At 60.0% G+C, this 21,967-nt stretch carries 22 protein-coding genes and 1 riboswitch; of the genes, 8 read left to right on the top strand and 14 right to left on the bottom strand.

What is annotated here, in order from left to right; genetic code table 11:
- The first annotated feature begins 224 nt into the window (after positions 1–224).
- A complete protein-coding gene (locus DWZ52_RS05070) occupies positions 225–1,052 on the top strand; it encodes a Cof-type HAD-IIB family hydrolase (protein WP_118385046.1) in 828 nt (275 codons plus the stop codon).
- Between the two features lie 345 nt (positions 1,053–1,397).
- Here DWZ52_RS05070 and polA read toward each other — a convergent pair whose 3' ends face one another.
- A complete protein-coding gene (polA, locus tag DWZ52_RS05065; protein ID WP_117817065.1) occupies positions 1,398–4,142 on the bottom strand; it encodes a DNA polymerase I in 2,745 nt (914 codons plus the stop codon).
- 166 nt (positions 4,143–4,308) lie between these two features.
- Between polA and DWZ52_RS05060 the strand changes: the two genes are divergently transcribed.
- The gene (locus DWZ52_RS05060; RefSeq protein ID WP_118385045.1) at positions 4,309–5,706 is read left to right on the top strand and encodes an aminopeptidase; all 1,398 of its coding nucleotides are present in this window, start codon (positions 4,309–4,311) and stop codon (positions 5,704–5,706) included.
- Between the two features lie 103 nt (positions 5,707–5,809).
- The gene (locus DWZ52_RS05055; protein ID WP_118385044.1) at positions 5,810–6,619 is read left to right on the top strand and encodes a YaaA family protein; all 810 of its coding nucleotides are present in this window, start codon (positions 5,810–5,812) and stop codon (positions 6,617–6,619) included.
- Between the two features lie 23 nt (positions 6,620–6,642).
- Here the strand turns inward: DWZ52_RS05055 and DWZ52_RS05050 are convergent, their stop codons facing one another.
- Entirely contained in the window at positions 6,643–7,164 is a 522-nt protein-coding gene (locus DWZ52_RS05050) for a hypothetical protein (protein WP_118256752.1), read from the bottom strand.
- A gap of 63 nt (positions 7,165–7,227) precedes the next feature.
- A riboswitch (TPP riboswitch) is annotated at positions 7,228–7,343 on the top strand.
- Between DWZ52_RS05050 and thiC the strand changes: the two genes are divergently transcribed.
- Complete coding sequence (gene thiC / locus DWZ52_RS05045) at positions 7,336–8,670, top strand: phosphomethylpyrimidine synthase ThiC (protein ID WP_118385043.1); 1,335 nt, start codon at positions 7,336–7,338, stop codon at positions 8,668–8,670. Its footprint overlaps the riboswitch before it by 8 nt.
- Before the next feature lie 178 nt (positions 8,671–8,848).
- Positions 8,849–9,679, top strand: coding sequence for a bifunctional hydroxymethylpyrimidine kinase/phosphomethylpyrimidine kinase (thiD, locus tag DWZ52_RS05040; protein ID WP_117757013.1), 831 nt, complete (start codon positions 8,849–8,851; stop codon positions 9,677–9,679).
- A gap of 145 nt (positions 9,680–9,824) precedes the next feature.
- Here the strand turns inward: thiD and DWZ52_RS05035 are convergent, their stop codons facing one another.
- The 5 genes from DWZ52_RS05035 to DWZ52_RS05015 all read right to left on the bottom strand — a co-directional run bounded on the left by DWZ52_RS05035 (position 9,825) and on the right by DWZ52_RS05015 (position 13,638).
- Positions 9,825–10,436 carry a pentapeptide repeat-containing protein gene (locus DWZ52_RS05035; RefSeq protein WP_117757012.1) on the bottom strand — a complete coding sequence of 204 codons (612 nt, stop codon included), beginning with the start codon at positions 10,434–10,436 and terminating at the stop codon, positions 9,825–9,827.
- Between the two features lie 79 nt (positions 10,437–10,515).
- Positions 10,516–11,175, bottom strand: coding sequence for an SGNH/GDSL hydrolase family protein (locus DWZ52_RS05030; RefSeq protein ID WP_158548957.1), 660 nt, complete (start codon positions 11,173–11,175; stop codon positions 10,516–10,518).
- A 75-nt stretch (positions 11,176–11,250) separates the two neighbouring features.
- Positions 11,251–12,384, bottom strand: coding sequence for a TIGR02452 family protein (locus tag DWZ52_RS05025; RefSeq protein WP_117564637.1), 1,134 nt, complete (start codon positions 12,382–12,384; stop codon positions 11,251–11,253).
- Between the two features lie 140 nt (positions 12,385–12,524).
- On the bottom strand, positions 12,525–13,220 hold the full coding sequence (locus tag DWZ52_RS05020; RefSeq protein WP_158548958.1) for a Bax inhibitor-1 family protein: 696 nt from the start codon (positions 13,218–13,220) through the stop codon (positions 12,525–12,527).
- A gap of 79 nt (positions 13,221–13,299) precedes the next feature.
- Positions 13,300–13,638: a hypothetical protein gene (locus tag DWZ52_RS05015; protein WP_118256758.1), complete on the bottom strand. Its 339-nt coding sequence runs from the start codon at positions 13,636–13,638 to the stop codon at positions 13,300–13,302.
- Between the two features lie 250 nt (positions 13,639–13,888).
- On the opposite strand from DWZ52_RS05015, the gene DWZ52_RS05010 reads away from it, so the two are divergent.
- From DWZ52_RS05010 to DWZ52_RS05000, 3 genes are all read left to right on the top strand, one after another.
- Entirely contained in the window at positions 13,889–14,938 is a 1,050-nt protein-coding gene (locus DWZ52_RS05010; protein ID WP_055251696.1) for an inorganic phosphate transporter, read from the top strand.
- Between the two features lie 67 nt (positions 14,939–15,005).
- Positions 15,006–15,629 (top strand): DUF47 domain-containing protein, encoded by a 624-nt coding sequence (locus DWZ52_RS05005; RefSeq protein WP_055251695.1) that lies wholly within the window; start codon positions 15,006–15,008, stop codon positions 15,627–15,629.
- Positions 15,630–15,915: 286 nt separating this feature from the next.
- Positions 15,916–16,446, top strand: coding sequence for a nitroreductase family protein (locus tag DWZ52_RS05000; RefSeq protein WP_118256759.1), 531 nt, complete (start codon positions 15,916–15,918; stop codon positions 16,444–16,446).
- A 165-nt stretch (positions 16,447–16,611) separates the two neighbouring features.
- On the opposite strand, the gene DWZ52_RS04995 is transcribed toward DWZ52_RS05000, so the two are convergent.
- From DWZ52_RS04995 to pstA, 7 genes are all read right to left on the bottom strand, one after another.
- On the bottom strand, positions 16,612–17,289 hold the full coding sequence (locus tag DWZ52_RS04995) for a DivIVA domain-containing protein (protein WP_118256760.1): 678 nt from the start codon (positions 17,287–17,289) through the stop codon (positions 16,612–16,614).
- 61 nt (positions 17,290–17,350) lie between these two features.
- Positions 17,351–17,596 (bottom strand): YggT family protein, encoded by a 246-nt coding sequence (locus DWZ52_RS04990; protein WP_255360343.1) that lies wholly within the window; start codon positions 17,594–17,596, stop codon positions 17,351–17,353.
- A gap of 57 nt (positions 17,597–17,653) precedes the next feature.
- Positions 17,654–18,376, bottom strand: a complete 723-nt coding sequence (locus DWZ52_RS04985) for a cell division protein SepF (protein ID WP_089571591.1) — start codon at positions 18,374–18,376, stop codon at positions 17,654–17,656.
- 60 nt (positions 18,377–18,436) lie between these two features.
- The gene (locus DWZ52_RS04980) at positions 18,437–19,174 is read right to left on the bottom strand and encodes a YggS family pyridoxal phosphate-dependent enzyme (protein WP_118385042.1); all 738 of its coding nucleotides are present in this window, start codon (positions 19,172–19,174) and stop codon (positions 18,437–18,439) included.
- 119 nt (positions 19,175–19,293) lie between these two features.
- Entirely contained in the window at positions 19,294–20,151 is an 858-nt protein-coding gene (locus DWZ52_RS04975; RefSeq protein WP_118385041.1) for a PhoU domain-containing protein, read from the bottom strand.
- Between the two features lie 92 nt (positions 20,152–20,243).
- The gene (gene pstB / locus DWZ52_RS04970; RefSeq protein ID WP_089571588.1) at positions 20,244–21,047 is read right to left on the bottom strand and encodes a phosphate ABC transporter ATP-binding protein PstB; all 804 of its coding nucleotides are present in this window, start codon (positions 21,045–21,047) and stop codon (positions 20,244–20,246) included.
- Between the two features lie 12 nt (positions 21,048–21,059).
- A complete protein-coding gene (pstA, locus tag DWZ52_RS04965; RefSeq protein ID WP_055251684.1) occupies positions 21,060–21,965 on the bottom strand; it encodes a phosphate ABC transporter permease PstA in 906 nt (301 codons plus the stop codon).
- Between the last annotated feature and the right edge of the window lie 2 nt (positions 21,966–21,967).

Genomic DNA, 21,967 nt, shown 5'->3' with positions numbered 1-21,967 from the left:
TACCTTTTCCTCGGTAAGCGGTTGTTTTTCCGTCTCCGTTTTCGATGGTCGCTATATTACGCTAAAGTGCCTGCTGTACAAGCGACAAATTCAAATTTCTGAAAAGTTTTTTCATTACTTTGTGAATGATGATGCAAATATGCGCCAATCCTGCGAAAATACGCCCGACTATCAAGTAGAGGGTCAATCACCCGAAACATTCTGGAAACCGAAAGGCGCGTTTTATGCAGACTTACGAATCAGACGCCAACATCGGCAACATTAAGATTCTCGCTGTCGATATGGACAAGACGTTACTGACCGACGAGCGCGTGCTGCCTCAGGGCCTCGACGAGCGCCTGGACAAGCTCGCCGAGGCTGGCATCGTGTTCTGCCCCGCCAGCGGACGCCCCGCCCCCAAACTCGAGGAGATGTTTGAGGACATCAAGAGCCGCATCGCTTTTTGCCCCGATAACGGCGCGTGCGTTATCTACCGCGGCAACTATATCTATAAGAGCACTATCGACGTGGCGCTGTATCAGCAGGTCTTGAGCCGCGCCTCGGAGGATTCGCGCGCTGTCCCCGTCCTGTGCTGCTTCGACGAGTTCTATGTACTTGCCCGCGATCATCAATACCACGACGAGATCAGCGTCTACTACAACACGATCAACTACGTCGATAGCTTTGAGGGCATTGACATCGAGTCTAACAAGATTTCGATCTTCTTCCCCGCCTACGATGCCGAGCCAGCGTTTCGCGAGGACTACAGCCCCGAGTTCTCGGACAAACTCTACGTCACCAATGCGGGCCGCGAGTGGATCGACTTTATGAATCTGGGCGTCGACAAGGGGTCGGGCGTAGCACATCTCTGCGAGCGCCTGGGCATCGATATCGCCGACGCCGCTGCCGTGGGCGATACGTACAACGACATCCCCATGCTTGAGCGCGTCGGTCACAGCTTTATCGTGGACAATGCCGAGGAGCATATGAACGCGCATGCCAAGTGGCGTATTCCGAGCAACAACGACGGGGGCGTACTGACGCTCATCGACGCTATCTTGGCGGCTCGGTAACGTGGCACGTCGGACCTGGCCGGGCGGCGCGGATTAGTTTTTCGTTCGGTCAGGTCCTGGGCTCGCTCGGAAAGCACATTAAGTGCTTTCCGGCTCGTGCGGAATCTACGAAAAACTAATCCGCGCCGCCCGGCCAGGTCCTAGGTTTACTTTCCTGCCGCCAAGATGGCGTCTTGAGTGTCTAGATACTTAGCTGAAATGATTTGAGCAGAGGGGAGCCCCTTGTTGGAAGGGGCTCCCCTCTGTTTTGGTTACTGTGGGACAAATTAATCAGTAGTGTTTGTCCCAAATCTTAAGTATGTGGGGGCTTGCGTCTTGGGCGAGCTTGCCTTACGGAGTGCTTCCCTATTTCGCGTCGGCCCAGGTTATGCCGGTGCTGGCTTCGGCGATCAACGGTACGCGGAGGTCTACTACGTGTTCCATGACGTCGCGGACCATGGTGGTTAGGCGCTCGACTTCGTTGACGGGGCACTCAAAGTCCAGTTCGTCGTGTACCTGCAAGATCATGTGGGCGGCAAAACCCTCTTCTTCCAGGCGGCGGCTCACGCGGGCCATGGCGATCTTGATGATGTCGGCCGCGGTGCCCTGCATGGGGTGGTTCATGGCCGTGCGCTCGCCAAAGCCGCGGAGTTGCGGGTTTTTGGCCTTGAGCTCGGGAATATGGCGTCTGCGGCCATACATGGTCTCGGCATAGCCCGTCTGCTTGGCTCGCGCCACCACATTGTCGAGGAACGTGCGCACACCCGGGTAGGCCTCGTAGTAGCGATCGATCATATCGCGCGCCTCGGCCATCGAGATGTGCAGCGACTGCGACAGACCATAGGCCTGCTGACCGTACACGATGCCAAAGTTCACGGCCTTGGCGCGGCTACGCAGGTCGGGTGTCACCTCGGACACCGGCACGCCAAATACGCGCGCGGCCGTCTCGGCATGGAAGTCCTCGCCCTCGTTGAAGGCGCGCACCAGGTGCTCGTCACCCGAAAGATGCGCGAGCAGGCGCAGCTCGATCTGCGAGTAGTCCACCGCCAAAAAGACGCTGCCCTCGCCCGCCGAGAACGCCGTCTTGACGGTACGCCCCAGCTCCGAGCGCGTCGGAATGTTTTGCAGATTGGGGTCGCTCGAAGACAAACGCCCCGTCGCGGTGATGGTCTGGTTGTACGTGGTGTGCACACGCCCGTCACCACGGCGCAGCGGGCCCAGCGTGTCCAGATAGGTCGACTTAATCTTGGACTTCTCACGCCAGTCCAAAATCAGGCGCACGATCTCGTGGTCGCGGGCAAGGTCGCTCAGCACCTTGGCGTTGGTCGAATAGTAGCCGCGCTTGGTCTTTTTGAGGCCCTTGGTCGGAAGTCCCATAACATCAAACAGCACGTGCGAGAGTTGCATGGGGCTGCCGATGTTAAAGGTCTCGTCGCCGGCCAGGTCGCGAATGCTGCGCTCGACATCGGCAATCTGGGTCGCCAGGCCCTCGGACAGACTGTGCAGGCGGTCGGGGTCCACGAGCATGCCCGCGCGCTCCATCTTGGCAAGCACCGGCACGAGCGGCATCTCGATCCCATCGAACACGTTGGCGGCGTTCTCGCGGGCCATGCGGTCACGCAGCGGTGCAACCAGCGCCAGCGTCAAGGCCGCCGTGCGAGCGGCGGGCGCAGGAGCGTCCTCGCCAGCACCCTCTGCGCCGCGCGCCGCAGGCAGCGCCATCTGCAGATACGTATCGGCCAGATACACCTCGTCAAACTCGGAGCGGTCGGAATCCAACAGGTAGGCGGCAACAACGGTATCGAAGATGCGCGTGGAATCGACTGCCAGCGGATCCATGAGCTCGAGCTCAGAAGAATCGATGGGCGAAAGCTCATGCAGAAGCGCCTTCATATCCGGGCTCGCCACACGGCCTTCCATAAACAGACGCGCGAGCACGCCGGCAATCACGCCGTGGGCGAAGTTGAAGCCCTCAACCTCAGCCGCCGCACCGCTGTCGCCCTCCTCGAGCGCAAACAGGCCCTTGGACGTCGCCAACCACAGCGTGCGCGTCAGCCCAAAGAGCGCGCCCTCTTCCTTGTCATCGTCCACCACGGCGGCGACCCACTCGCCGGCATCAATCACGCGGGAGACCTCAGCCGCAACGGCACCAAGCGCGCCAGCATCGCCGGCGGCTGCGCGCAAAACGGCGGGAATCTCAAACGTGCTGGCAGCTGCCCCGCCCTCGCCGCCGATCAGCGCCAAGAAACGGTTCTGCATGGCGGTGATACCAAGCGTGCCCAGCGCCGCGGAAACCTCATCGGCGGAAAACGCCGGGAAGGACGTCGCCTCAAAATCGAGCTCAACGGGCGCATCGGTGCGGATGGTCGCCACCTTACGGCTCAGCAGCGCGTCGTCGATGTGTGCGCGCAGGTTTTCTCCCATCTTGCCCTTGACCTCGTCAGCATGCGCGATGACCTCGTCAAGGCTGCCGTACTGCGCGATGAGCGCACTCGCCTTTTTGGGGCCGATGCCCGGTACGCCGGGAATGTTGTCCGACGTATCGCCCTTCAGACCGTAAAAATCGGGCACGAGCGCCGGCGTGATGCCGTGATACAGGTCGTCCACGCTCTCGGGCGTCATGATCGCCACGTCGGACAGGCCCTTGCGAGTCGAGACCACGTTGACGTGCTCGGTCACGAGCTGATACATGTCGCGGTCGCCGGTCACCAGCAGCATGTCGCAGCCGGCCTCCTCGCCCAGGCGCGCCATGGTTCCCAGGATATCGTCGCCTTCCCAGCCCTCGGACTGCAAAATGGGCACGTTGAGCGCGGCGAGCAGCTCCTTGATCATGGGGAACTGCGCGTGCAGGTCGGGGTCCATGGGCGGGCGCTGCGCCTTGTACTGCGGCAGCATCTCCATACGCACGCGCGGCTTGCCCTTGTCAAACGCCACGACAACGCCGTCGGGATTAAAGGCATCGATCATCTTGAGGAACATGTTCAGAAAACCAAAGATCGCGTTGGTGGGGCGACCGTCCGGCGCGTTCATGGTCGGCGGCACGGCGTGGAAGGCGCGATGCATGAGCGAGTTGCCGTCGATGACGGCAAAGGTACGGCGCTTTTCAGACATATTGAATACCTCGCTTTGGGCTGGGCACGGTTTGCTCACACCAGTTTACACGCTCCCCGCCCCGCGGCCACCGCACATCAGGCTTCCCTGCCGCCGCGGGCCCGCGCGTGATACGATGGCTCACGGTACATCAACCAGCACGATCGATCCGAAAGGAGCCTGCGTCATGGAGCGTCCCAGCGCATGGAAAAAGTACACGCCACAGCAGATCGAGGAGCTCGAGGAGCTTTGCCGCGGCTATAAGCAGTTTTTGAGTGAGAACAAGACCGAGCGCCTGTGCGTCAAGGCCGGTATCAAGATGGCCGAGGAGGCGGGCTACGTCAATCTGGAGACCGTGATCGCCGAGGGCCGCGCGCTCAAGTCCGGCGACAAGGTGTACGCCGCCAACCACGGCAAGGACCTCATGCTCGTCAACCTGGGCACCGCCCCGCTCGAGCAGGGCTTTAACATCCTGGGCGCCCACGTGGACTCGCCGCGCCTGGACCTCAAGCAGAACCCCGTCTTCGAGGCCGGCGACATGGCTTATCTCGACACGCACTACTATGGCGGCGTCAAGAGCTACCACTGGGTCGCTTCCCCGCTCGCACTCGTGGGCGTCATCTGCAAAAAGGACGGCACCACCGTCGACATCAACATCGGTGACAAGGCCGACGACCCGGTCTTTACCATCTCCGACCTGCTGATCCACCTCTCGAGCGAGCAGATGGCCAAGCCCGCCAAGGACGCCGTCGACGCCGAGATCCTCGACGTGATCGTGGGCGGCCGCCCCGTCAAGTTTGACGAGGACGACAAGGACGCTCCCAAGGAGCCCGTCAAGCAGATGTTCCTGGATATCCTCAAGGAGCAGTACGACGTCGAGGAGGAGGACTTCCTCTCCGCCGAGATCGAGGTCGTGCCCGCCGGCCCCGCCCGTGACATGGGCCTCGACCGCTCCATGATTCTGGGCTATGGCCACGACGACCGTGTCTGCGCCTATCCGTCCATGCTCGCCCAGATCAACGTCGCCAACGTGGAGCGCACGAGCATCACACTCATCGTCGACAAGGAGGAGATCGGTTCCGTAGGTGCCACCGGCATGACGAGCCGCTTCTTCGAGAACACCGTCGCCGAGATCATGACGCTCGCCGGCGAGGATAGCCCGCTGGCCCTGCGCCGCGCGCTCGCCCGCAGCCGCATGCTCTCCTCCGACGTGTCCGCCGGCTTCGACCCGGGCTACGCCGGCAAGTTCGAAACCAAGAACGCCGCCTTTATGGGTCGCGGCCTGTGCTTTAACAAGTACACGGGCAGCCGCGGCAAGGGCGGCTCTAACGACGCCGACGCCGAGTATGTGGCCCTCATCCGCGACATCATGGACGAGGCCGGCGTGGACTTCCAGACCTGCGAGCTCGGTCGCGTCAACGCGGGCGGCGGCGGCACCATCGCATACATCATGGCTAAGTACGGCATGAACGTCATCGACTCTGGCGTTGCCGTCCTGTCCATGCACGCCCTGTGGGAGGTCGCTAACAAGGCCGATATCTACGAGGCCTATCGCGGCTACAAAGCCTTCATCGAGCGAGCCTAACCAACCCTTCATCAGTTGCGGTGAAATACGGACTAAACTGGCCCATAACCGGCCAAAACAGACCGTATTCCACCGCAACTTCCTATTTGGCAGAGGAGAGTCCATGCTGCAGGTCATCATTTCGCCCGCCAAGCAAATGCGCGCGGCCAGGGATGCTTTTGAAGTCCTGGGCATTCCACCTTTTGTGCACGAGACAGCTCGCCTCCACCGCGCACTGCTAGATATCGAGCGGAATGAAGGCAGCGGCGGTCTGCAGGCGCTATGGAACGTGAGTGACAAACTGCTGGGGCCTTGCCTCAACACCCTGCATGAGTTCGGGCCCATCTTGGGAAACGGCGATCTCGACAATCCTGCACTCGCCCGTCACCTCTCCCCTGCCGTCATGTCCTATCACGGCATTCAATACGAGAGCATGGCGCCCGAGGTGATGGATTCCGCGCAGCTCGCATGGCTGCAAGACCATCTGTGGATCCTCTCGGGCCTTTACGGATGCGCACGCCCCTTCCACGGCGTGTCGCCCTATCGGCTCGAAATGGGGGCGAAGCTTGCCGTCGACGATGCCCGAGACCTCTACGCGTTTTGGGGCGACAAACTCGCACGGGTCATCGCTCCGGCGGGCTCCAACGCTACGATCGTCAACCTTGCCAGCGTGGAATACGCCAAAGCCGTCCTGCCCCATGCTGCACAGGATACAACGGTTATCACCTGCCTTTTTGGCGAAGACGTCCGCAACGATAAGCCCGTTCAGCGATCGACCGCCAGCAAAAAGGCGCGCGGCTCCATGGTGCGCTGGATGGCAGAAAACAAGCTCGAGGATGTAAGCGGGCTCACCGCATTCAACATCGGCTATCGTCACATCCCCGAGCTTTCAGACAAAAACACCCTGGTTTTCATGAACGCGCAGGCACAATAGGCCCGCCGTTTCCAAACACTCCGTTACTCCGCCAAGCCATCGGCCTTTGCAATCCCGTTTGTCGAACCGTCCTGATAGACAATCTTGACGTGCTCAACCTCGGACACCGCAACACCCGTCGGAGGCTCCAGACGCCATTCCGTCAGGGCGATATCCATAGTCGTGGGCACATCTCCTTGATCTTTGAGCTTCACCGTGAGCGTTTTGAGCGCCGCGTCAAACGTCACGCGTTCGATTTCTTCACCTGGAATAGACCCACCACTCAGCTGCAACTGCACAAACTCATCGCGCGGGTACCAATAATCGCCCGGAACGGCGAGCGTATTGGCATTACCGCCAGTACTCCTCACCGTCATAATCGGTAGGCTATCATCAGCCTCGAACTCCCATGCAGCGCCGCCGCGACCGCCGAACGTCCAAATACAAAAGGCAATCACCAACACGGCAAGCACCGCAAAACCAATCGCGACAAGGCCATGGTGCGCACGGCTTTCCTCGGCCGATACATCCCATTGTGTCTCTCGATATAGATGCTTGTCTTCCATGTACGCCTCCCCACAGGCACGCTCGTTAGGCCAATCGTACCCATTCGAGCTATACTTGAGCCCATTACATAAACGGGGAGCTTGCAGGACAAGACGGCAGGCTGAGACTGGGCGCGCCCGCCCTGACCCGCAAACCTGATATGGGTAATGCCAACGAAGGGAGCCGTGCCAATGAGCACACAGACCGAGCCCAAGCTCGTCACGCAAATCGACTTCGCCCGCGCCGGGCAGATCACACCGCAGATGAAGGAGGTCGCCGAGCGCGAGCATCGCGACCCCGAGTACATCCGCGAGCGCGTGGCCGACGGCCGCATCGCCATTCCCGCCAACATCGTGCACATCAAAAAGGGCATGCGCGCCTTTGGTGTCGGCGAGGGCCTGTCCACCAAGGTCAACGTCAACCTGGGCATCTCGGGCGACAAGGCCGATGCCGCCGAGGAATGGAAGAAGGTCAAGATCGCCGAGGACTTTGGCGCCGACGCCATCATGGACCTTTCCAACTCGGGCAAAACGCGCCAGTTCCGCCAGCAGCTCATCGACGAGACGCCGCTCATGGTGGGCACCGTCCCCATGTACGACGCCATCGGCTACATGAAAAAGCCGCTGGTCAAGCTGACCAAGGACGACCTGTTCGAGGTCGTGCGCGCGCACGCCGAGGATGGCGTGGACTTTATGACCATCCACTGCGGCATCAACAAGTCGGTCACCAAGACCTTTAAGGAGACCGGCCGCCTGATGAACATCGTCAGTCGCGGCGGCTCGCTACTGTTTGGCTGGATGGAGGTCACCGGCAACGAAAACCCCTTCTACGAGTACTTTGACGAGCTGCTCGAGATTTGCCACGAGTACGACGTGACGATTTCGCTCGGCGACTCCTGCCGCCCGGGCTGCCTCTACGACTCCAACGATGCCACCGAGACCGCTGAGATGATCGAGCTGGGCAAGCTGTGCAAGCGCGCTTGGGCCGCCGGCGTCCAGGTCATGGTCGAGGGCCCGGGTCACATGGCGCTCGACGAGATCGCCGCCAACATGAAACTGCAGAAGCGCCTGTGCCACAATGCCCCGTTCTATGTGCTCGGGCCGCTGGTGACCGATATCGGCGTGGGTTACGACCACATCACCGCTGCCATCGGCGGCGCCATCTCCGCCAGCTCCGGTGCCGACTTCCTGTGCTACGTGACGCCGGCCGAGCACCTGTGCCTGCCCAACGCCCAGGACGTGCTCGATGGCCTCATGGCCACTAAGATTGCCGCGCACGCCGCCGATATCGCCAAGAAGGTGCCGCACGCCCGCGACATGGACGACAAGATGGGCCAGGCACGCCGCAAGCTCGACTGGGATGCCATGTGGAAGTGTGCTCTCGACCCGGTCACCGGCAAGAAACGCTACGAAGAATCCCCCGCCGCCACCGAGGGCACCTGCACCATGTGCGGCAAGATGTGCGCCGTCCGCACCGTTAACAAGGTGTTCGAAGGCACGACGATCGACCTCGGCATGGAGGACTAACTCGTCACCGGAGCCACAATCGGTAACATGGTGTTCGTCAATTGTTGACGTGTGAACATTTGCTCACATTTGCGTAAAGATTGCATCGCCCGCCCGGGTTCGACATAGAGTCGGCCCGGGCATCTTTATAATGCTGGCTTAAAGACCCATTTGATTCCGACCGAACAAGGGAGCAAACATGGATCGCAGTAAGGTACCTGCCGTCCTGTCCATCGCAGGATCCGATTCCAGCGGTGGCGCCGGCATTCAGGCCGACATCAAGACCATCACGGCGCACCGTCTGTATGCCGAGACGGCCATCACCGCCATCACCGCACAAAACACGCTCGGTGTCACCGCCGTGCAGAATATCTCCCCTGATATCGTCGCTGCGCAGATCGACGCCGTATTTGACGATATCCGCCCAAGCGCCGTCAAGATCGGCATGGTTTCCTCTGCCGAGATTATCGAGGTTATCGCCGACCGCCTGAGCGCCTGGAACGCGACAAACGTGGTAGTCGACCCCGTCATGGTAGCCACCTCGGGCGCACGGCTGATTGCCGAAGATGCCGCCGAGGCGCTCACCCGCCGCCTGTTCCCGCTGGCGACGGTTATCACGCCCAATATTCCCGAGGCCATGGCCCTGCTCGACTACGAGGTCGACTCCGAGCGCACGCAGCAAAATGCTGCCATGCTCCTCGCCCGCCGCTTTGGCTGCGCATCCCTCGTTAAGGGTGGGCATCTTGTCAACGAGGCCAACGATGTATTGGCCGAACCCGCGCCACTCGATGACGAGGGCAACCATCTGGGCGATCCGCTCACCACGTGGTTCCGCCACAAGCGCATCGAGACCGACAACACACACGGCACCGGCTGCACGCTTTCGTCCGCCATCGCCTGCGCGCTGGCTCAGGGCATGGATCTTGCCGACGCCGTCAACGCCGGCAAGGCCTACCTAACGGGCGCTCTCGCCGCCGGCTTTGACATGGGCAAAGGCTCTGGCCCCGTCAACCACATGTGGCAGTACTAAATAGCCAGTAACCTGCCAAAAAGAGACAGGCTACCTTGCACCAAAAACCGTCGCAACATTCGATGAAAATCGTGCAAACGCGAAAAATCATCGGATGTTGCGACGGTTTGATTTTAGATAGCGGTCGAGCAAAGGGCCGGGGCGTCTAGTCGTCGGCGAGTTGAATTCCCAACAAACCCGAGAGTGCCAGCGCCTGCTCGGCATTGACCGTCAGGCCACGCAGCTCATGGTAATCGCCCGAAACAACGGGCGCTGCAAATGTACAGCGCGACACATCAACGCCGGAAAGCGACGTCTTGAACACATCAACACGCGTCAGGTCACAGCCATCCAGGCGTATCTGACCCAGCTTGGCACCCTGAAACGCAGCCTCTCTCAGACGTGTATCGCATGCTGTCATAGGGCCAATGCGTCCCTCCGAAAGGTTCGCATAGCTCAAATCGCACGATCCAAACGACACGCTCGACAGGCGCGCCTTGAGCAAGTTGAGTCCCGGTGCCGAGCAGTCAACGAAGTCGCAGCGGCTGAGCCAGCAGCCTTCCATGTTGCAGCGGATAAAGCGGCAACCGCGAAACACCACGTCGCGAAACGTCGAGCCGCTCCAGTCAACGCTATCGAACTCGCAAGATCGGAACACAACGCCATCGAAGGTCGCGCCGTTCGCCACGTCGTAGGCAAGATCCAAATCCTCAAAAGCGGTATTGGAGACGAGCTCATCGCCCTCGGCAAAGAGGTCGATGAGCTCGTCCATGCCCATATGGCAGCCAATCCGTTCGTTTACCCGGGCAAAACCACCACAAAGGTGCCTGTCCCCTTTGCGGTGGCTTGGGGCCGTGCTACTCACCGAGCATCTCTTTGAGCTTGGCTGCCACGGCGTGACCCAGGCTCTCGTGGCTTTCGGGCATCATATGCAGATAGTCGATATCGCCCGGCTCGGCAAACTCGGCGGCATTCAAAAAGTCGCAGCCAAACTGCTCGGCCACGTGCGCATAGTACTCGCCAAAATGCTCAGATGCCTCAACGGAATGCTCGTCAAAGTCGGTCATATACACATCGGCGATCTGCGGCTTGATCTTGATAGGAGCCATCAGCAGGATGCGCGGGCAAGGCGCAGCGTCGGTCCACGGAAACGCGCGGACGGCGCGAATCAGCGCCATGGCGCCACGGGCGATATCGGAAGCTGTCACGTTAAAGACCGTCTTACAGTCGTTGGTGCCCAGCATGATCACAATGGCGTCCAGCGGCTTATGGGCCTCGAGCAGCATCGGAAGCGCGCGAATACCGTTGAGGTTAGTGTCCAGATGGCACATGTCGTCGCGTACCGTCGTGCGGCCGTTGAGGCCTTCTTCAATTACATGCCAGCCCTCGCCTAAGTCACGTTGGACCACGCCACACCAGCGCACATCCTGCGCATAGCGCACCGCGGTACCGTCGCGCATGCCCGCCGGATCGTAACCATAGGTGTTGCTGTCACCAAAGCATAGAACGTTTTTCATCGTAAGCTCCCCACTCAATAAAAAGCCGACGGGAGCAGCCCCCGTCGGCTCGGTATATCGCATCACGCGCACCGTTTACAGGTACTTGCGCCAGTCGTCGTCATCCTCGTCATCCTCGGCAGCGGCCTGAGCCTGCTCGGCGGCACGGGCGGCTGCGGTGCGGGCGGCAACCTGAGCATAGGACTCCTCGTTGCGCTCGGGGAAGTTTGCCAGCACGTGCTCGAACTTGGCGAAGTCCTCGTCCCAGCGCGTAGAGGGCACGGCAAAGAAGACCTGCTTGACCTTGAAGTCGCCCGACGCGAGCTCCTTGCGGAAGAGCTCGGCCACGGCCTCGGCATCAAAGCCGTTGTTGTCGCAGCCCCAAGCACCCAGCACGAGCTTCTCGCGACCAAGCTCATCGCAGATGGCGAGCACAAAGCGAATGCGGTCGCGCAGGGCATCCAGCAGAGCATCGTCGCTCACGCGATACTCCTGGCGGGCGCGCCTAACGTTGGGCGCGGCGGCCACGATCACGTCGGCGTATGCATGCACGTGGTTGCGGTCGAAGCGCACCGCAGGCACCACCAGGGCGCGGTTACGATAGAGCTCGCAGTTGATGTTGCGGCGACGGTTCTCGCCGTACCACTTACGCTGCCTATCGAGAACGTTGTACAGATACGAATCGGCGCACAGCGTGGCCTCCTGGCCCAGATAACCCTGAATATATCCACCGCCCGGATTGGTAAACGAGGCAAAGGCGAGCACGGCCATGTCGCAGAACTGCGCATAGCCGCGACCGTTATCGAGGATTGCCTGCGTGGCGGAGGCATCAAGCACAGTGACCTCGGGCAGGACCGGAGCGGGCTCCTCAGCAGGCGCGGACTCAGCTTCGGCGATTTCCTCGGCAGGCTCCTCGACGGGCTCGGGCGCCGCCTCGGTCTCGGGCGCCGCCTCGACCTCGGTAGTCTCCGCGTTCTCGACGTCCTCGGCGACCTGCTCTTCGGCGGCCACAGCACTCTGAACCTTGGCCTTCATCGCCGCGACAAAGCCGGCAGGCATACCGTCAAACTCGCGAACACCGGCGAGCGAACGCTCGATATCCTTGGCGCACGCTTCGGACACAGTTGCCACGTGACGCTCGGCGGCCTTGGCACGGGCCTCGCGCTTGGGATTGGGCTGACCCGCTCGGTTGGACCTGCGGTTACGGTTCCTGTTGTCGACGTCTGCCATACGTGGCCACCTTTCCTGTCGCTGCCGCTATCGGCTTTTCCCATCCATGATACCCCGCCGCGTACAAAAAAGACGGCCCCGAAGGACCGCCTTTCACATCGTTTTACCGCGTCCGACAAGAAACGCTGCAATCCCCCGCGCTAGTCGCGACGACCGAGGATGTTCAGGATGCGCAGGAACACGTTGATGATGTCCACGAACAGGCTGGATGCCATGAGCACGGCGTTGGGCAGCGTGGGCGGCACCGTCGTTGCCACATAGGTGTCGTAGCCGATGAAGCCGGCAAACACCACGATCACGATCAGGTCGGTGATGGACTGCGAAACGCCCATGAACATCAGCACGATCTCAACCAGAATAGTGGCGAGCAGAATGCCAAAGCCGATGCCATATACGCGCTGGAAAAACTTGGGGAACGTCACGCCCAAGGCGCCAAAGACAAAGGTGATGGCGGCCGTGGCGATAAAGGCAGTGTTGATGGTAGGCAGGTCGTAGTTGGCAAGGCCAAACGACGCGGTCAGGCCAAAGGTACTCGCAAAGATTACGTAGCCCACAAGGGACAGGCCCACGGACTGCTTGCCCGCAGCAGCCGACATCATGACCATGCCGACGATGGTTAAAATAAACGAGCCAAAGACCAGCGGTAGGGCGGCGCCGCTCATCATCATGCGCGCAAACGACATGGTGCTCGTAAAGTAGGCGCCGGCACCCATGGCGCAAAAGCCCAAGAAGATCAGGGCGGACATGGCGAGATTGTACGCGCGCGGCGACATCTCCTTGGCGCGGCTTGCGCCGGTCTCGACGGGGCCGTTCTGATAGCCCTGGATATCGTTCATACTTCGTCCTTTCAAAAAGCGCCACGACAGCGCCGTAGGTGACAAGATCCCTGCCATTGTACCCGAATGCCGTGCGCTCTTACCTGCGGCGCTCGCCCTCAAGCGTGCGGTCAAACGCCCATACCCACCAACGCATCACATGCGTCTGCGAGCCATCCGCCCGCTCACGCGTTTGGTCCTCCAGATACAACTCGGTCGCATGTCCGCCAAAACGTACCTTATAGGTTGCCGTACGAATGCCGTGAACCGTCAGGCCAAACCCGGTGGTCGAGATAATTTCGTCGATCGTAAAGCAACGGCCGTCGACCCAGCAGACGGTGACCGGCACGACTTGTCCGCCCGCAAGGATGCGGGTCACGACGTCCACATACTGCTTGTGCACGCGCCGAGTTTTGCCGTCTGTCTGTCGATATTCCATGCCTCCTATTATCGAACGCATGTTTGCATATTGTAAAGCGAACAGACTGTGGTTTTGGGGTGTTGGGGCGCGCGCACGTGTCCTCATGGTGTGTTAGCAAAAAGAACACCCGCGGTCAACAGGGCTAATATTCATTTTTAGTGCCAAAAAATTCACTGCTCCCATCAGAACTCGGTAAAGAAACCCGCAGGAGGTGATACGATTTATCATGTTTCTGTAACGTGCCTGCAAACTTCGAGAAAGCCCATATATGGACGTAACGTTCTCAACCTTCCTCGGCCAACTTGTGTCGAACCCAGTCCTTGCCGTCACCGTGATCCTCGCGCTCGGCGCCATCTTCGTCAATGGATGGACCGACGCACCCAACGCCATCGCGACCTGCGTCACTACGCGTTGCATGCCCGCCCGCGCCGCCATCCTCATGAGTGCCGCATTCAACTTCCTTGGCGTGCTCATCATGACGCACTTTAACGCGAGCGTCGCCAACACCATCTCCCATATTGTCGACTTTGGCGGAAACAGCACCATGGCGCTCGCCTGCCTGTGCGCGGCGCTGTTCTCCATCGTCGTCTACGGCGCCACAGCGTCGCGTTTTGGCATCCCCACTTCGCAAAGCCACAGCCTTATCGCCGGCCTGACCGGTGCCGCCATCGCCCTCGGCGGTGCGAGCAGCGTCAACGTCCACGAGTGGATGAAGGTCATCTACGGCCTGGCGCTCTCCATCGGCCTGGGCTTTGTCATGGGCTGGGTCCTGTGCAAGCTCGTCTCGATTCTTTTCGCCGCCGCCAACAGGCGACGTGCCAATGTCTTCTTTAAATACGCTCAGATCGCAAGCGCTGCGGCCATGAGCTTTATGCACGGCGCGCAGGATGGACAGAAGTTCATCGGCGTGCTCTTTTTAGGCGTGGCCTTTGCCAGCGGCCAGACGAGCGTCGGCGATGCCGGCATCCCCATCTGGATTATGCTGCTGTGCTCGGCCACCATGGGCATCGGCACCAGCGTGGGCGGCGAGCGCATCATCAAGTCCGTTGGCCAGAGCATGGTCAAGCTCGAAAAGTACCAGGGCTTCTCCGCCGACCTGGCGGGCGCCGCAAACCTGCTGCTTGCCACGCTCACCGGCATCCCCGTGTCCTCCACTCACATCAAGACCTGCGCCATCATGGGCGTCGGCGCCGTCAAGCGCCTTTCGGCCATCAACTTCGGCGTAGTCAAGGACATGATGTTCACCTGGTTCTTCACCTTCCCCGCCTGTGGACTCATCAGCTTTGTCATGGCCAAGCTGTTCATGATGTTCATCTAGTCAAACCGAACGTCCATCCGGACCGTAACACCTCGCCCACCCGTCTTCGCCTCGAAAGGACCCACTCATGGCAAAGAAACCCGATTCGTTCTACTTTGACAACTACGTCGCCTGCGCCGACCTCGCCGTCCAGGCCGCCGAGCTGCTTACCAAGATTTTCGAGAACTTCGATCCCGCAAAGATTCACGATATGCTCGACAAGATGCATGCGATCGAGCATGCGGCCGACAAGAAGCACCATGAGCTTGAGGACGCCCTGCTCACGGCCTTTATCACCCCGCTTGAGCGCGAGGACCTGGATCTGATGAGCTGCTCGCTCGACACCGTGCTCGACCGTATCGAGGGCGTCGTGCAGCGCGTCTACTTCACCAACATCCAGAGCATCCATCCCGACGCCATCGTCATCGCCCACAAGGTGACCGACGCCTGCCGCGCCATGAAGGACCTTATGGTCGAGCTGCCTAACTACCGCAAGTCCAAAACGCTGCGCGAGCTCGTCATCCAGATCAACACCATCGAGTCCGAGGCCGACGAGCTCTATATCAACGCCATGCGTAACCTGCACGTTAACGGCAAGGACCCGCTCGAGGTCATCGCTTGGCGTGACGTGTACGCCTTCCTGGAGTACTGCGCCGACTGCTGCGAGAATGTGGCCGATGTCGTGGATTCGATTGTCATGAAGAACAGTTAATTGGGGGTACATGTCCCACCGGTCGCGGGCCCGGCCACTAATAACCTTTTTCACTCCGGCTGCAAGCAGAGTCGTTCAAAAGGTTATTAGTGGCCGGGCCCGCTCCCTTATGCACCACCATTGGGAACTTTGGCTGATAGATTTAGCGCGATGGGGGTTTGGCTGAAGGGACCTTTGGTATCCGTTCGGACACTTTGGCCCTTGATGAGCGTTTGGCTGATTGCTGCTTTGGGTACTCTTTGGGTTACTTTTGGTTTGTTTGATTTTTAATTTTAGGAGGGCTTGTATGTCTTATTTGGATCTGGCTCGTGGTCGGTATTCTTGTCGCGAGTTTGAGGACCGTTCTGTTGAGCAGGCTGTGGTGGATGCCATTGTTGAGGCTGGGCGGATTGCTCCTTCTGCTTGTAATAATCATCCAACCCGTGTGATGGTGTTGGATACGCCTGAGCTTCTGGAGAAGGCTGCTGCTTGTCAGCCGCGCTTTGCTCGTGATGGGTCTATCTTTGGGGCTCCGCTTATCTTTCTTATTTGCAGCGTTACCGACGATGCTTGGGTGCGTCCGTATGACCAGATGAACTCCAGTGCCATCGACACCTCGATCGTCTGCGATCAGATGATGATGGAGGCCACCGAGCAGGGCCTGGGTACGTGCTGGGTATGCCATTTTAAGCCCGAGGTGGCCTGTGAGCAGTTGGACCTGCCCGAGGGCGTCTATCCGTATCATATGCTCGTCTGTGGCTATCCTGCCGACCATATCGCCGATCCCGAGCATCGCGAGGCCCGCACCATTCCTCTCCCCGACTTCCTCCTCAAGTAGATTTTTGGGACATGCCTTAAAATCTACCTTTGACCGCTCACCCGTTCGCCGAGTTCTGTGCCCTCAAACGCAGGACTCGGCGTTTTGTTTAGCAGACTGCGTATAGCCACAAAAAAGGACCCGCAAGCTGCGGGCCCTTTCTAGGCGCTAAATAATAGCTGGATGTTAGTCCAGATCGTCGGCGGCGAAGTTGTCGATCGGTGCAAAGGGATCGGCAACGGGGATAACCGGCTCGGCGACGGGCAGCGGCTCGGCAGCAGGAACGGTCACAGCCGGAGAAGCGGCGGAACCGACCGGCGTGGAAGCCATGAGATCGGCCGGGAAGGAGTTCTGAGCATCGTCCATAAAGTGCTGGATGAGCTTGAGGTACTCGGCCTTGAACTCCTCGCGGGAAGCCTTAAGACGGTCAATCTCCTCGAGCTCTGCCTGCTTCTCGGTCAGAGCCTGGCGGATGACCTCACGGGCCTTAGCGTCGGCCTCGTTGCGGATGCGGTCAGCATTCTCGTTGGCGTCGTTGACGATGCTCTCGGCGGTCTGCTGGGCAGCGATGAGAGCAGCGGAGATCTGACGCTCCTGAGCAGAGAAGTCGGGGGCGGGAGCAGCGACCGGGGCAGCAGGGACGGCCTGGGCGGTGGCATCCTGAGCCTGGGCAAGCTGAGCCTGCGCATCGGCAAGCTGCTGCTCGGTAGCAGTCAGACGACCCTTAAGGTCGACAATCTTAGCGAGCATAGCGTCAACCTCGGAGGACAGCGTCTCCAAGAAGACGTCGACCTCAGCAGGATCGTAGCCACGCTTGGCCTCAGAGAAAGTCTGAGCCTGGATGTCTGCAGGGGTAATAGCCATAACAAGTCTCCTTTTTCATCGCCTCGGCGCTACACGCCCGACGTAAGTTACTAAGTCGGTTCTATACGAGTATACCTATAAGAAGCTGCAGAATCAGCCTCTGCACCAACTGCAACGCAATAATCGCAACGACCGGCGAAAAATCAACGCCGCCCATCGGCGGGATAAACCGACGAAAGAGGTTGAGCCACGGGCCGCAGACGCTATCGAGCACTGCAGCGATATCCTGCAGCAGGCCGCCCTGCTTCATGGGAATCCACGTCATAAAGCAGTAGACGACAATGAGCGTGGAATAGAAGTTGAACAGCGTGTTGACCAGCTGGACGATAGTGTAGATGTTGATGGGAATCTCCTCGTCTTGTCTTTACTTAAGGTAGCCGTCGGCACGAAGCTTCTTGAGATCGGAATCTTTGACCTCGCAGCCGGCGGGCAGCACCATGAACACGCGGTCGCCCACCTCCTTGACCGTGGCACCCAGACCGCAGGCAAAGCCGTAAGAGAAGTCCAAGACGCGCTTAGCAACTTCGGTGCGTACGCCCACAAAAATCAGTGCGACAGGCTGCTTGGTGCGAACGCGGCGCACCACGGTCTCCACGTCGTCATAGCTCTCGGGGCGCAGGACATAGGCCGGCAGCTGCGGCGTGGCGTTGATGATATTGCTCGCATAGGCCGAGGCATCACTCGGTGCAGGCGCGGGCGCAGCGGCGGCACGGGCGCGGGTGTTCTCGGCGTAGCTCGACGGCGTGTCATAGGCACCAGGACGATAACCGCTCGCAACACTGTCCTGCGAGCGCGAAGGCGGGTTATACGTCGTGGCATGGCGGGAGTCATCGCCGACCAGCTGACCGGAGCGCGTATACACGGCAACCGACTCAGCTTCACCGCGGCGCGTCTGACCAAGCAGGCCGTTGCTCGGCTCGTCTTGGGTGTAGAAGCCCTCGCCCGAAGCACCGCCGTAGCCGTTGCCCTGATAACTATCGTCATAGCCGTCATCGTAGCCGTAGTCGTCGTCCTGGCCATAACCCTGGTCGTAACCCTGCTGGCCGCCCAGGTGCATCTTATTTTTAATCTCGTCAAGGAAGCCCATGGTTGTGTCCTCTCGCGGTTTAGTGCAGGCGCCCCGATAATCAGTGCGCACTTCAGAGCCTTATTTTACTGCAAACTCCGGGCTAAATACTACCCTGCCCAGGCGAACGAGCGTAGAGCCCTCCTCAAGGGCAGGCTCAAAGTCCTCGCTCATGCCGCAGGAAAGCTCAGGCAGGTTCAAATCGGGATGTGCCGCCTCCAGCTCATCCCTCAGCTCACGAAGCCCCGCAAAGGTGCGGCGTGCCACATCCTTATTCCCCCGGGGCGCCATAGTCATAAGCCCCTGTACGCAAATTCCCTCAAGTTCCGCAAGCTCACCCGCGGCGGCGCGAATCTCATCGGGCGAAAAGCCTCCCTTCGACTCCTCACCACTCACATTGACCTCGATGAGCACACGCTGGGGGCCGGCGAGCTCGCCTGCCTCAATCTTGCGGACAGCACGGCTCGAGATCGCCTGCGCCAGATGCAGCGAACCCACCGAGTGAATCAGCTCGGCTGAGCCCAGCACCGCATTGATCTTATTGGTCTGCAGGTTGCCGATCATATCGAAGCGCACCTCGGGCAGCTCCGGATGCTCCGCCAGACCCGTGAGCTTGCGAACCAGCTCCTGCGGGCGGTTCTCGGCAAAATGGCGATACCCCGTCTGGATGGCGGCAACGGTCTCATCGACACCAACGGTCTTGGACACGGCAATGAGGCGCGCGGCGTCGTGGGGGCGGCCCGCGCGATCGAGCGCCGCATAAAAACGTTCCAGAATCTGCTCGCGGCGAGCGCGCATCAAGTCCAAATAGTTATCCATTGCCAATCGCCTCCGCTGACAGCCAAACAAGTAGTCCCATGCTAACGCAAGAGCGCGGCCCCGCATGTGCAAGGCCGCGCTCACTTAGGTATTTACAATCTTTCGACGAACGGGGTCACTTACTCCTCGTCGTCCTCGCCATCGTCCTCGTCCTCAAGATGATCGAGCAGGTAGCGAAGACCCTCGCTGACCTCGTTAGCGGGCACCTTGGCAACGTAGCGAGCGTCGACGGCGGGCCTCATGATAACACCCTCGCCCGAAGGCACGCGCATGCTCTCGAGCTCATCCTCGTCCACACGGGCGATATCGCCGGCGTTCATACGCTGACCAGTCAACAGGAAGGTCAGACGGCAAGCGGCATCGATGGAAATCGAAGCGATGCGATCGAGGTAGCGCGAAACCATGATGGCGCGGCGCAGGTCGTCATAGTTGCTGTCGTCGTCCATAAAGTCGCCCGTATCCATACGGTTAAAGGTGCGGAAGAACTTCTCGTAGGCGGCGTGCACTGGCTCGTCCTCGACGGCCAGGTTGCAGATGATGGACATGTCATTGGTGACGAGCGCAGAAAGCGAAGAGCCCAGCACCTGGTAAACAGCTTCGGCCTCGGCCTCAATCGTACCGACGAGCTCCTGGGGCAGCGAGATGTCGGCCTTGATCATATGACGCGTGGCACGGCAGATCTGACGGACCTTATCGGTCATGCGCTGCAGGTTAAAGTCGACGTAGATGATCGTCTGAAGCAGGCGGAAGTCGGAGGCGACCGGTGACTGCGTGGCGATCAGGTTGTAGCAGACGGCCTCCAGGTTGGCGCAGCGCGCGTCAATCGAAAGCGTACGTTTCTTGGTCTTGGTGGCGAGCTTGCGGTCGTCGGTCACATAGGCCTTCACGGCATCGTGGAGAGCCAGATCGACGGCCTCATAGATGCTCAGCATCTCGTGACGGGCCTCGACGAGCTGACGGGAAAACAGTTTGCGCATGGTTCACTCCAATCAGTTGGGTGCGGTCATGCAGCCCGCACAGTGAATACGCACCGGACCAGGTCCGATCAGCTTGGGACTAGTCGCACCGATCAGCCAAAGCGGCCGGTGATATAGTCTTCCGTCCGCGAGTCCACCGGGCTGGTGAAGATCGCGTCGGTTTGACCATACTCGATGAGCGTGGCGGGCTCGCCGGCAACTTCCTGCAAGAAGAATGCGGTGTAGTCGCTGATACGAGCTGCCTGCTGCATTGAATGCGTGACGATGATGATCGTCATCTCGGGCGCCAGCTCGGCCATCAGATCCTCGACCTTAGAGACGGACGTGGGGTCGATGGCGGAGCAGGGCTCGTCCATCAGAAGGACATCGGGTTGCACCGCAAGCACGCGCGCGATGCACAGACGCTGCTGCTGACCGCCCGAGAGCGCCAAACCATCCTTGTTGAGCTGATTGGATACCTCTTTCCAGAGGTTGGCGCGCTTGAGCGATTCTTCCACGATGTCATCGAGGTCGCTTTTGCTAGTCACGCCCTGCAGACGAGGGCCAAAGGCGACATTCTCGTAGATGGATTTGGGAAACGGGTTGGGCTGCTGAAAAATCATGCCCACGCGGCGACGGAGGTCGACCGGGTCGACGCCCTCGGCATAGATATCGTTGCCGTCGAGCGTCATGGTGCCCTCGACGCGCGTACCCTCGATAAGATCATTCATGCGGTTGATGCAGCGCAAAAACGTCGACTTACCGCAGCCCGAAGGGCCAATGAAGGAGGTGATAGCGTTTTTGGCGATGTTGAGGTCGAGCCCCGTCAGCGCATGAAAGTCACCGTACCAAAAGTTGAAATCCTTGGCCGTAATGGCCGCTTGCTCCAGCGTGGGAGCGGACTGATAAACGGACATGGGACTCCTTAACTAGCGACGCTTGCGCGACAGGAAGCGCGCAAACAGGTTGAAGGCCAGAATGATCACCATCAGCAAGAGCGCGGTGCCGTAGGCTGCGTTCATGTTGATGCCGTCGTTGGCAAGCAGGTACAGGTGAACGGTCATGGGGCGGCCGGAATCGAGCGGCGAGATAGGTAGATTGATGGCCTGGCCCATGGTGTAGAGCACCACGGCGGTCTCGCCAATGGCACGGCCGATGGCAAGGACAATGCCCGTGGCAATACGGCCAAAGGCAGAAGGAAGCACGATCTTGGAGACAACCTGCCACTTGGTGGCGCCCAGGCCATACGCGCCCCAACGGATATAGCGCGGAACGGCGCGAATGGCCTCTTCGGTGGTGCGCATGACGATGGGAAGCATCAAGAGCGCGAGCGCCAGAGCGGCCGAGACCATCGAAAGGCCCAGACCCATAGCCTCGACAAACAAGGCGTAGCCAAACAGGCCCATAACGATGGAGGGCACCGAGGCCAAAGCGTCAGCAGCGTAGCGAATGAGCTCGACGATCTTGCCCTGCTTGGCGTACTCGGCCAGATAGACGGCTGCCAGCACAGCGATCGGCGTGCAGATAAGCATGGCGAGCGCCGTCACATAGACGGTCGAGACGATCGTGGGCCAAATACCGCCCTCGGCGTTGACGCCCTGGGGCCAACCGAAGATAAAGTCGAGCGAGATGTGTGGCAGGCCGTTGATGACCACGTAGGCGATGATAGCGACCAGCACCAGCGTGGTGATGTATGCCGCGGCACGGAACACGCCAAGCATGATCTTGTTGGACAGGTCCTTGTTGATGCGGCCCTTCTTGCCGTGGGAAAGGGCACGCTTGATGCGCTCGCGCGACGAGGTCGTATCGACCGTCGTGTCAACGGAATCGGACATAG

Source organism: Collinsella sp. AF33-16 (assembly GCF_003475325.1).
Classification (GTDB): Bacteria; Actinomycetota; Coriobacteriia; order Coriobacteriales; family Coriobacteriaceae; genus Collinsella.
The sequence above is the reverse complement of the archived record's forward strand: the minus strand, read 5'-3'. Positions and strand labels throughout refer to the sequence as shown.

Excerpts from the sequence above, each read along its gene's own strand:
- DWZ52_RS05070 (WP_118385046.1), top strand. The coding sequence starts at position 225 with ATGCAGACTTACGAATCAGACGCCAACATCGGCAACATTAAGATTCTC.
- polA (WP_117817065.1), bottom strand. The coding sequence starts at position 4,142 with ATGTCTGAAAAGCGCCGTACCTTTGCCGTCATCGACGGCAACTCGCTC.
- DWZ52_RS05060 (WP_118385045.1), top strand. The coding sequence starts at position 4,309 with ATGGAGCGTCCCAGCGCATGGAAAAAGTACACGCCACAGCAGATCGAG.
- DWZ52_RS05055 (WP_118385044.1), top strand. The coding sequence starts at position 5,810 with ATGCTGCAGGTCATCATTTCGCCCGCCAAGCAAATGCGCGCGGCCAGG.
- DWZ52_RS05050 (WP_118256752.1), bottom strand. The coding sequence starts at position 7,164 with ATGGAAGACAAGCATCTATATCGAGAGACACAATGGGATGTATCGGCC.
- thiC (WP_118385043.1), top strand. The coding sequence starts at position 7,336 with ATGAGCACACAGACCGAGCCCAAGCTCGTCACGCAAATCGACTTCGCC.
- thiD (WP_117757013.1), top strand. The coding sequence starts at position 8,849 with ATGGATCGCAGTAAGGTACCTGCCGTCCTGTCCATCGCAGGATCCGAT.
- DWZ52_RS05035 (WP_117757012.1), bottom strand. The coding sequence starts at position 10,436 with ATGGGCATGGACGAGCTCATCGACCTCTTTGCCGAGGGCGATGAGCTC.
- DWZ52_RS05030 (WP_158548957.1), bottom strand. The coding sequence starts at position 11,175 with ATGAAAAACGTTCTATGCTTTGGTGACAGCAACACCTATGGTTACGAT.
- DWZ52_RS05025 (WP_117564637.1), bottom strand. The coding sequence starts at position 12,384 with ATGGCAGACGTCGACAACAGGAACCGTAACCGCAGGTCCAACCGAGCG.
- DWZ52_RS05020 (WP_158548958.1), bottom strand. The coding sequence starts at position 13,220 with ATGAACGATATCCAGGGCTATCAGAACGGCCCCGTCGAGACCGGCGCA.
- DWZ52_RS05015 (WP_118256758.1), bottom strand. The coding sequence starts at position 13,638 with ATGGAATATCGACAGACAGACGGCAAAACTCGGCGCGTGCACAAGCAG.
- DWZ52_RS05010 (WP_055251696.1), top strand. The coding sequence starts at position 13,889 with ATGGACGTAACGTTCTCAACCTTCCTCGGCCAACTTGTGTCGAACCCA.
- DWZ52_RS05005 (WP_055251695.1), top strand. The coding sequence starts at position 15,006 with ATGGCAAAGAAACCCGATTCGTTCTACTTTGACAACTACGTCGCCTGC.
- DWZ52_RS05000 (WP_118256759.1), top strand. The coding sequence starts at position 15,916 with ATGTCTTATTTGGATCTGGCTCGTGGTCGGTATTCTTGTCGCGAGTTT.
- DWZ52_RS04995 (WP_118256760.1), bottom strand. The coding sequence starts at position 17,289 with ATGGCTATTACCCCTGCAGACATCCAGGCTCAGACTTTCTCTGAGGCC.
- DWZ52_RS04985 (WP_089571591.1), bottom strand. The coding sequence starts at position 18,376 with ATGGGCTTCCTTGACGAGATTAAAAATAAGATGCACCTGGGCGGCCAG.
- DWZ52_RS04980 (WP_118385042.1), bottom strand. The coding sequence starts at position 19,174 with ATGGATAACTATTTGGACTTGATGCGCGCTCGCCGCGAGCAGATTCTG.
- DWZ52_RS04975 (WP_118385041.1), bottom strand. The coding sequence starts at position 20,151 with ATGCGCAAACTGTTTTCCCGTCAGCTCGTCGAGGCCCGTCACGAGATG.
- pstB (WP_089571588.1), bottom strand. The coding sequence starts at position 21,047 with ATGTCCGTTTATCAGTCCGCTCCCACGCTGGAGCAAGCGGCCATTACG.
- pstA (WP_055251684.1), bottom strand. The coding sequence starts at position 21,965 with ATGTCCGATTCCGTTGACACGACGGTCGATACGACCTCGTCGCGCGAG.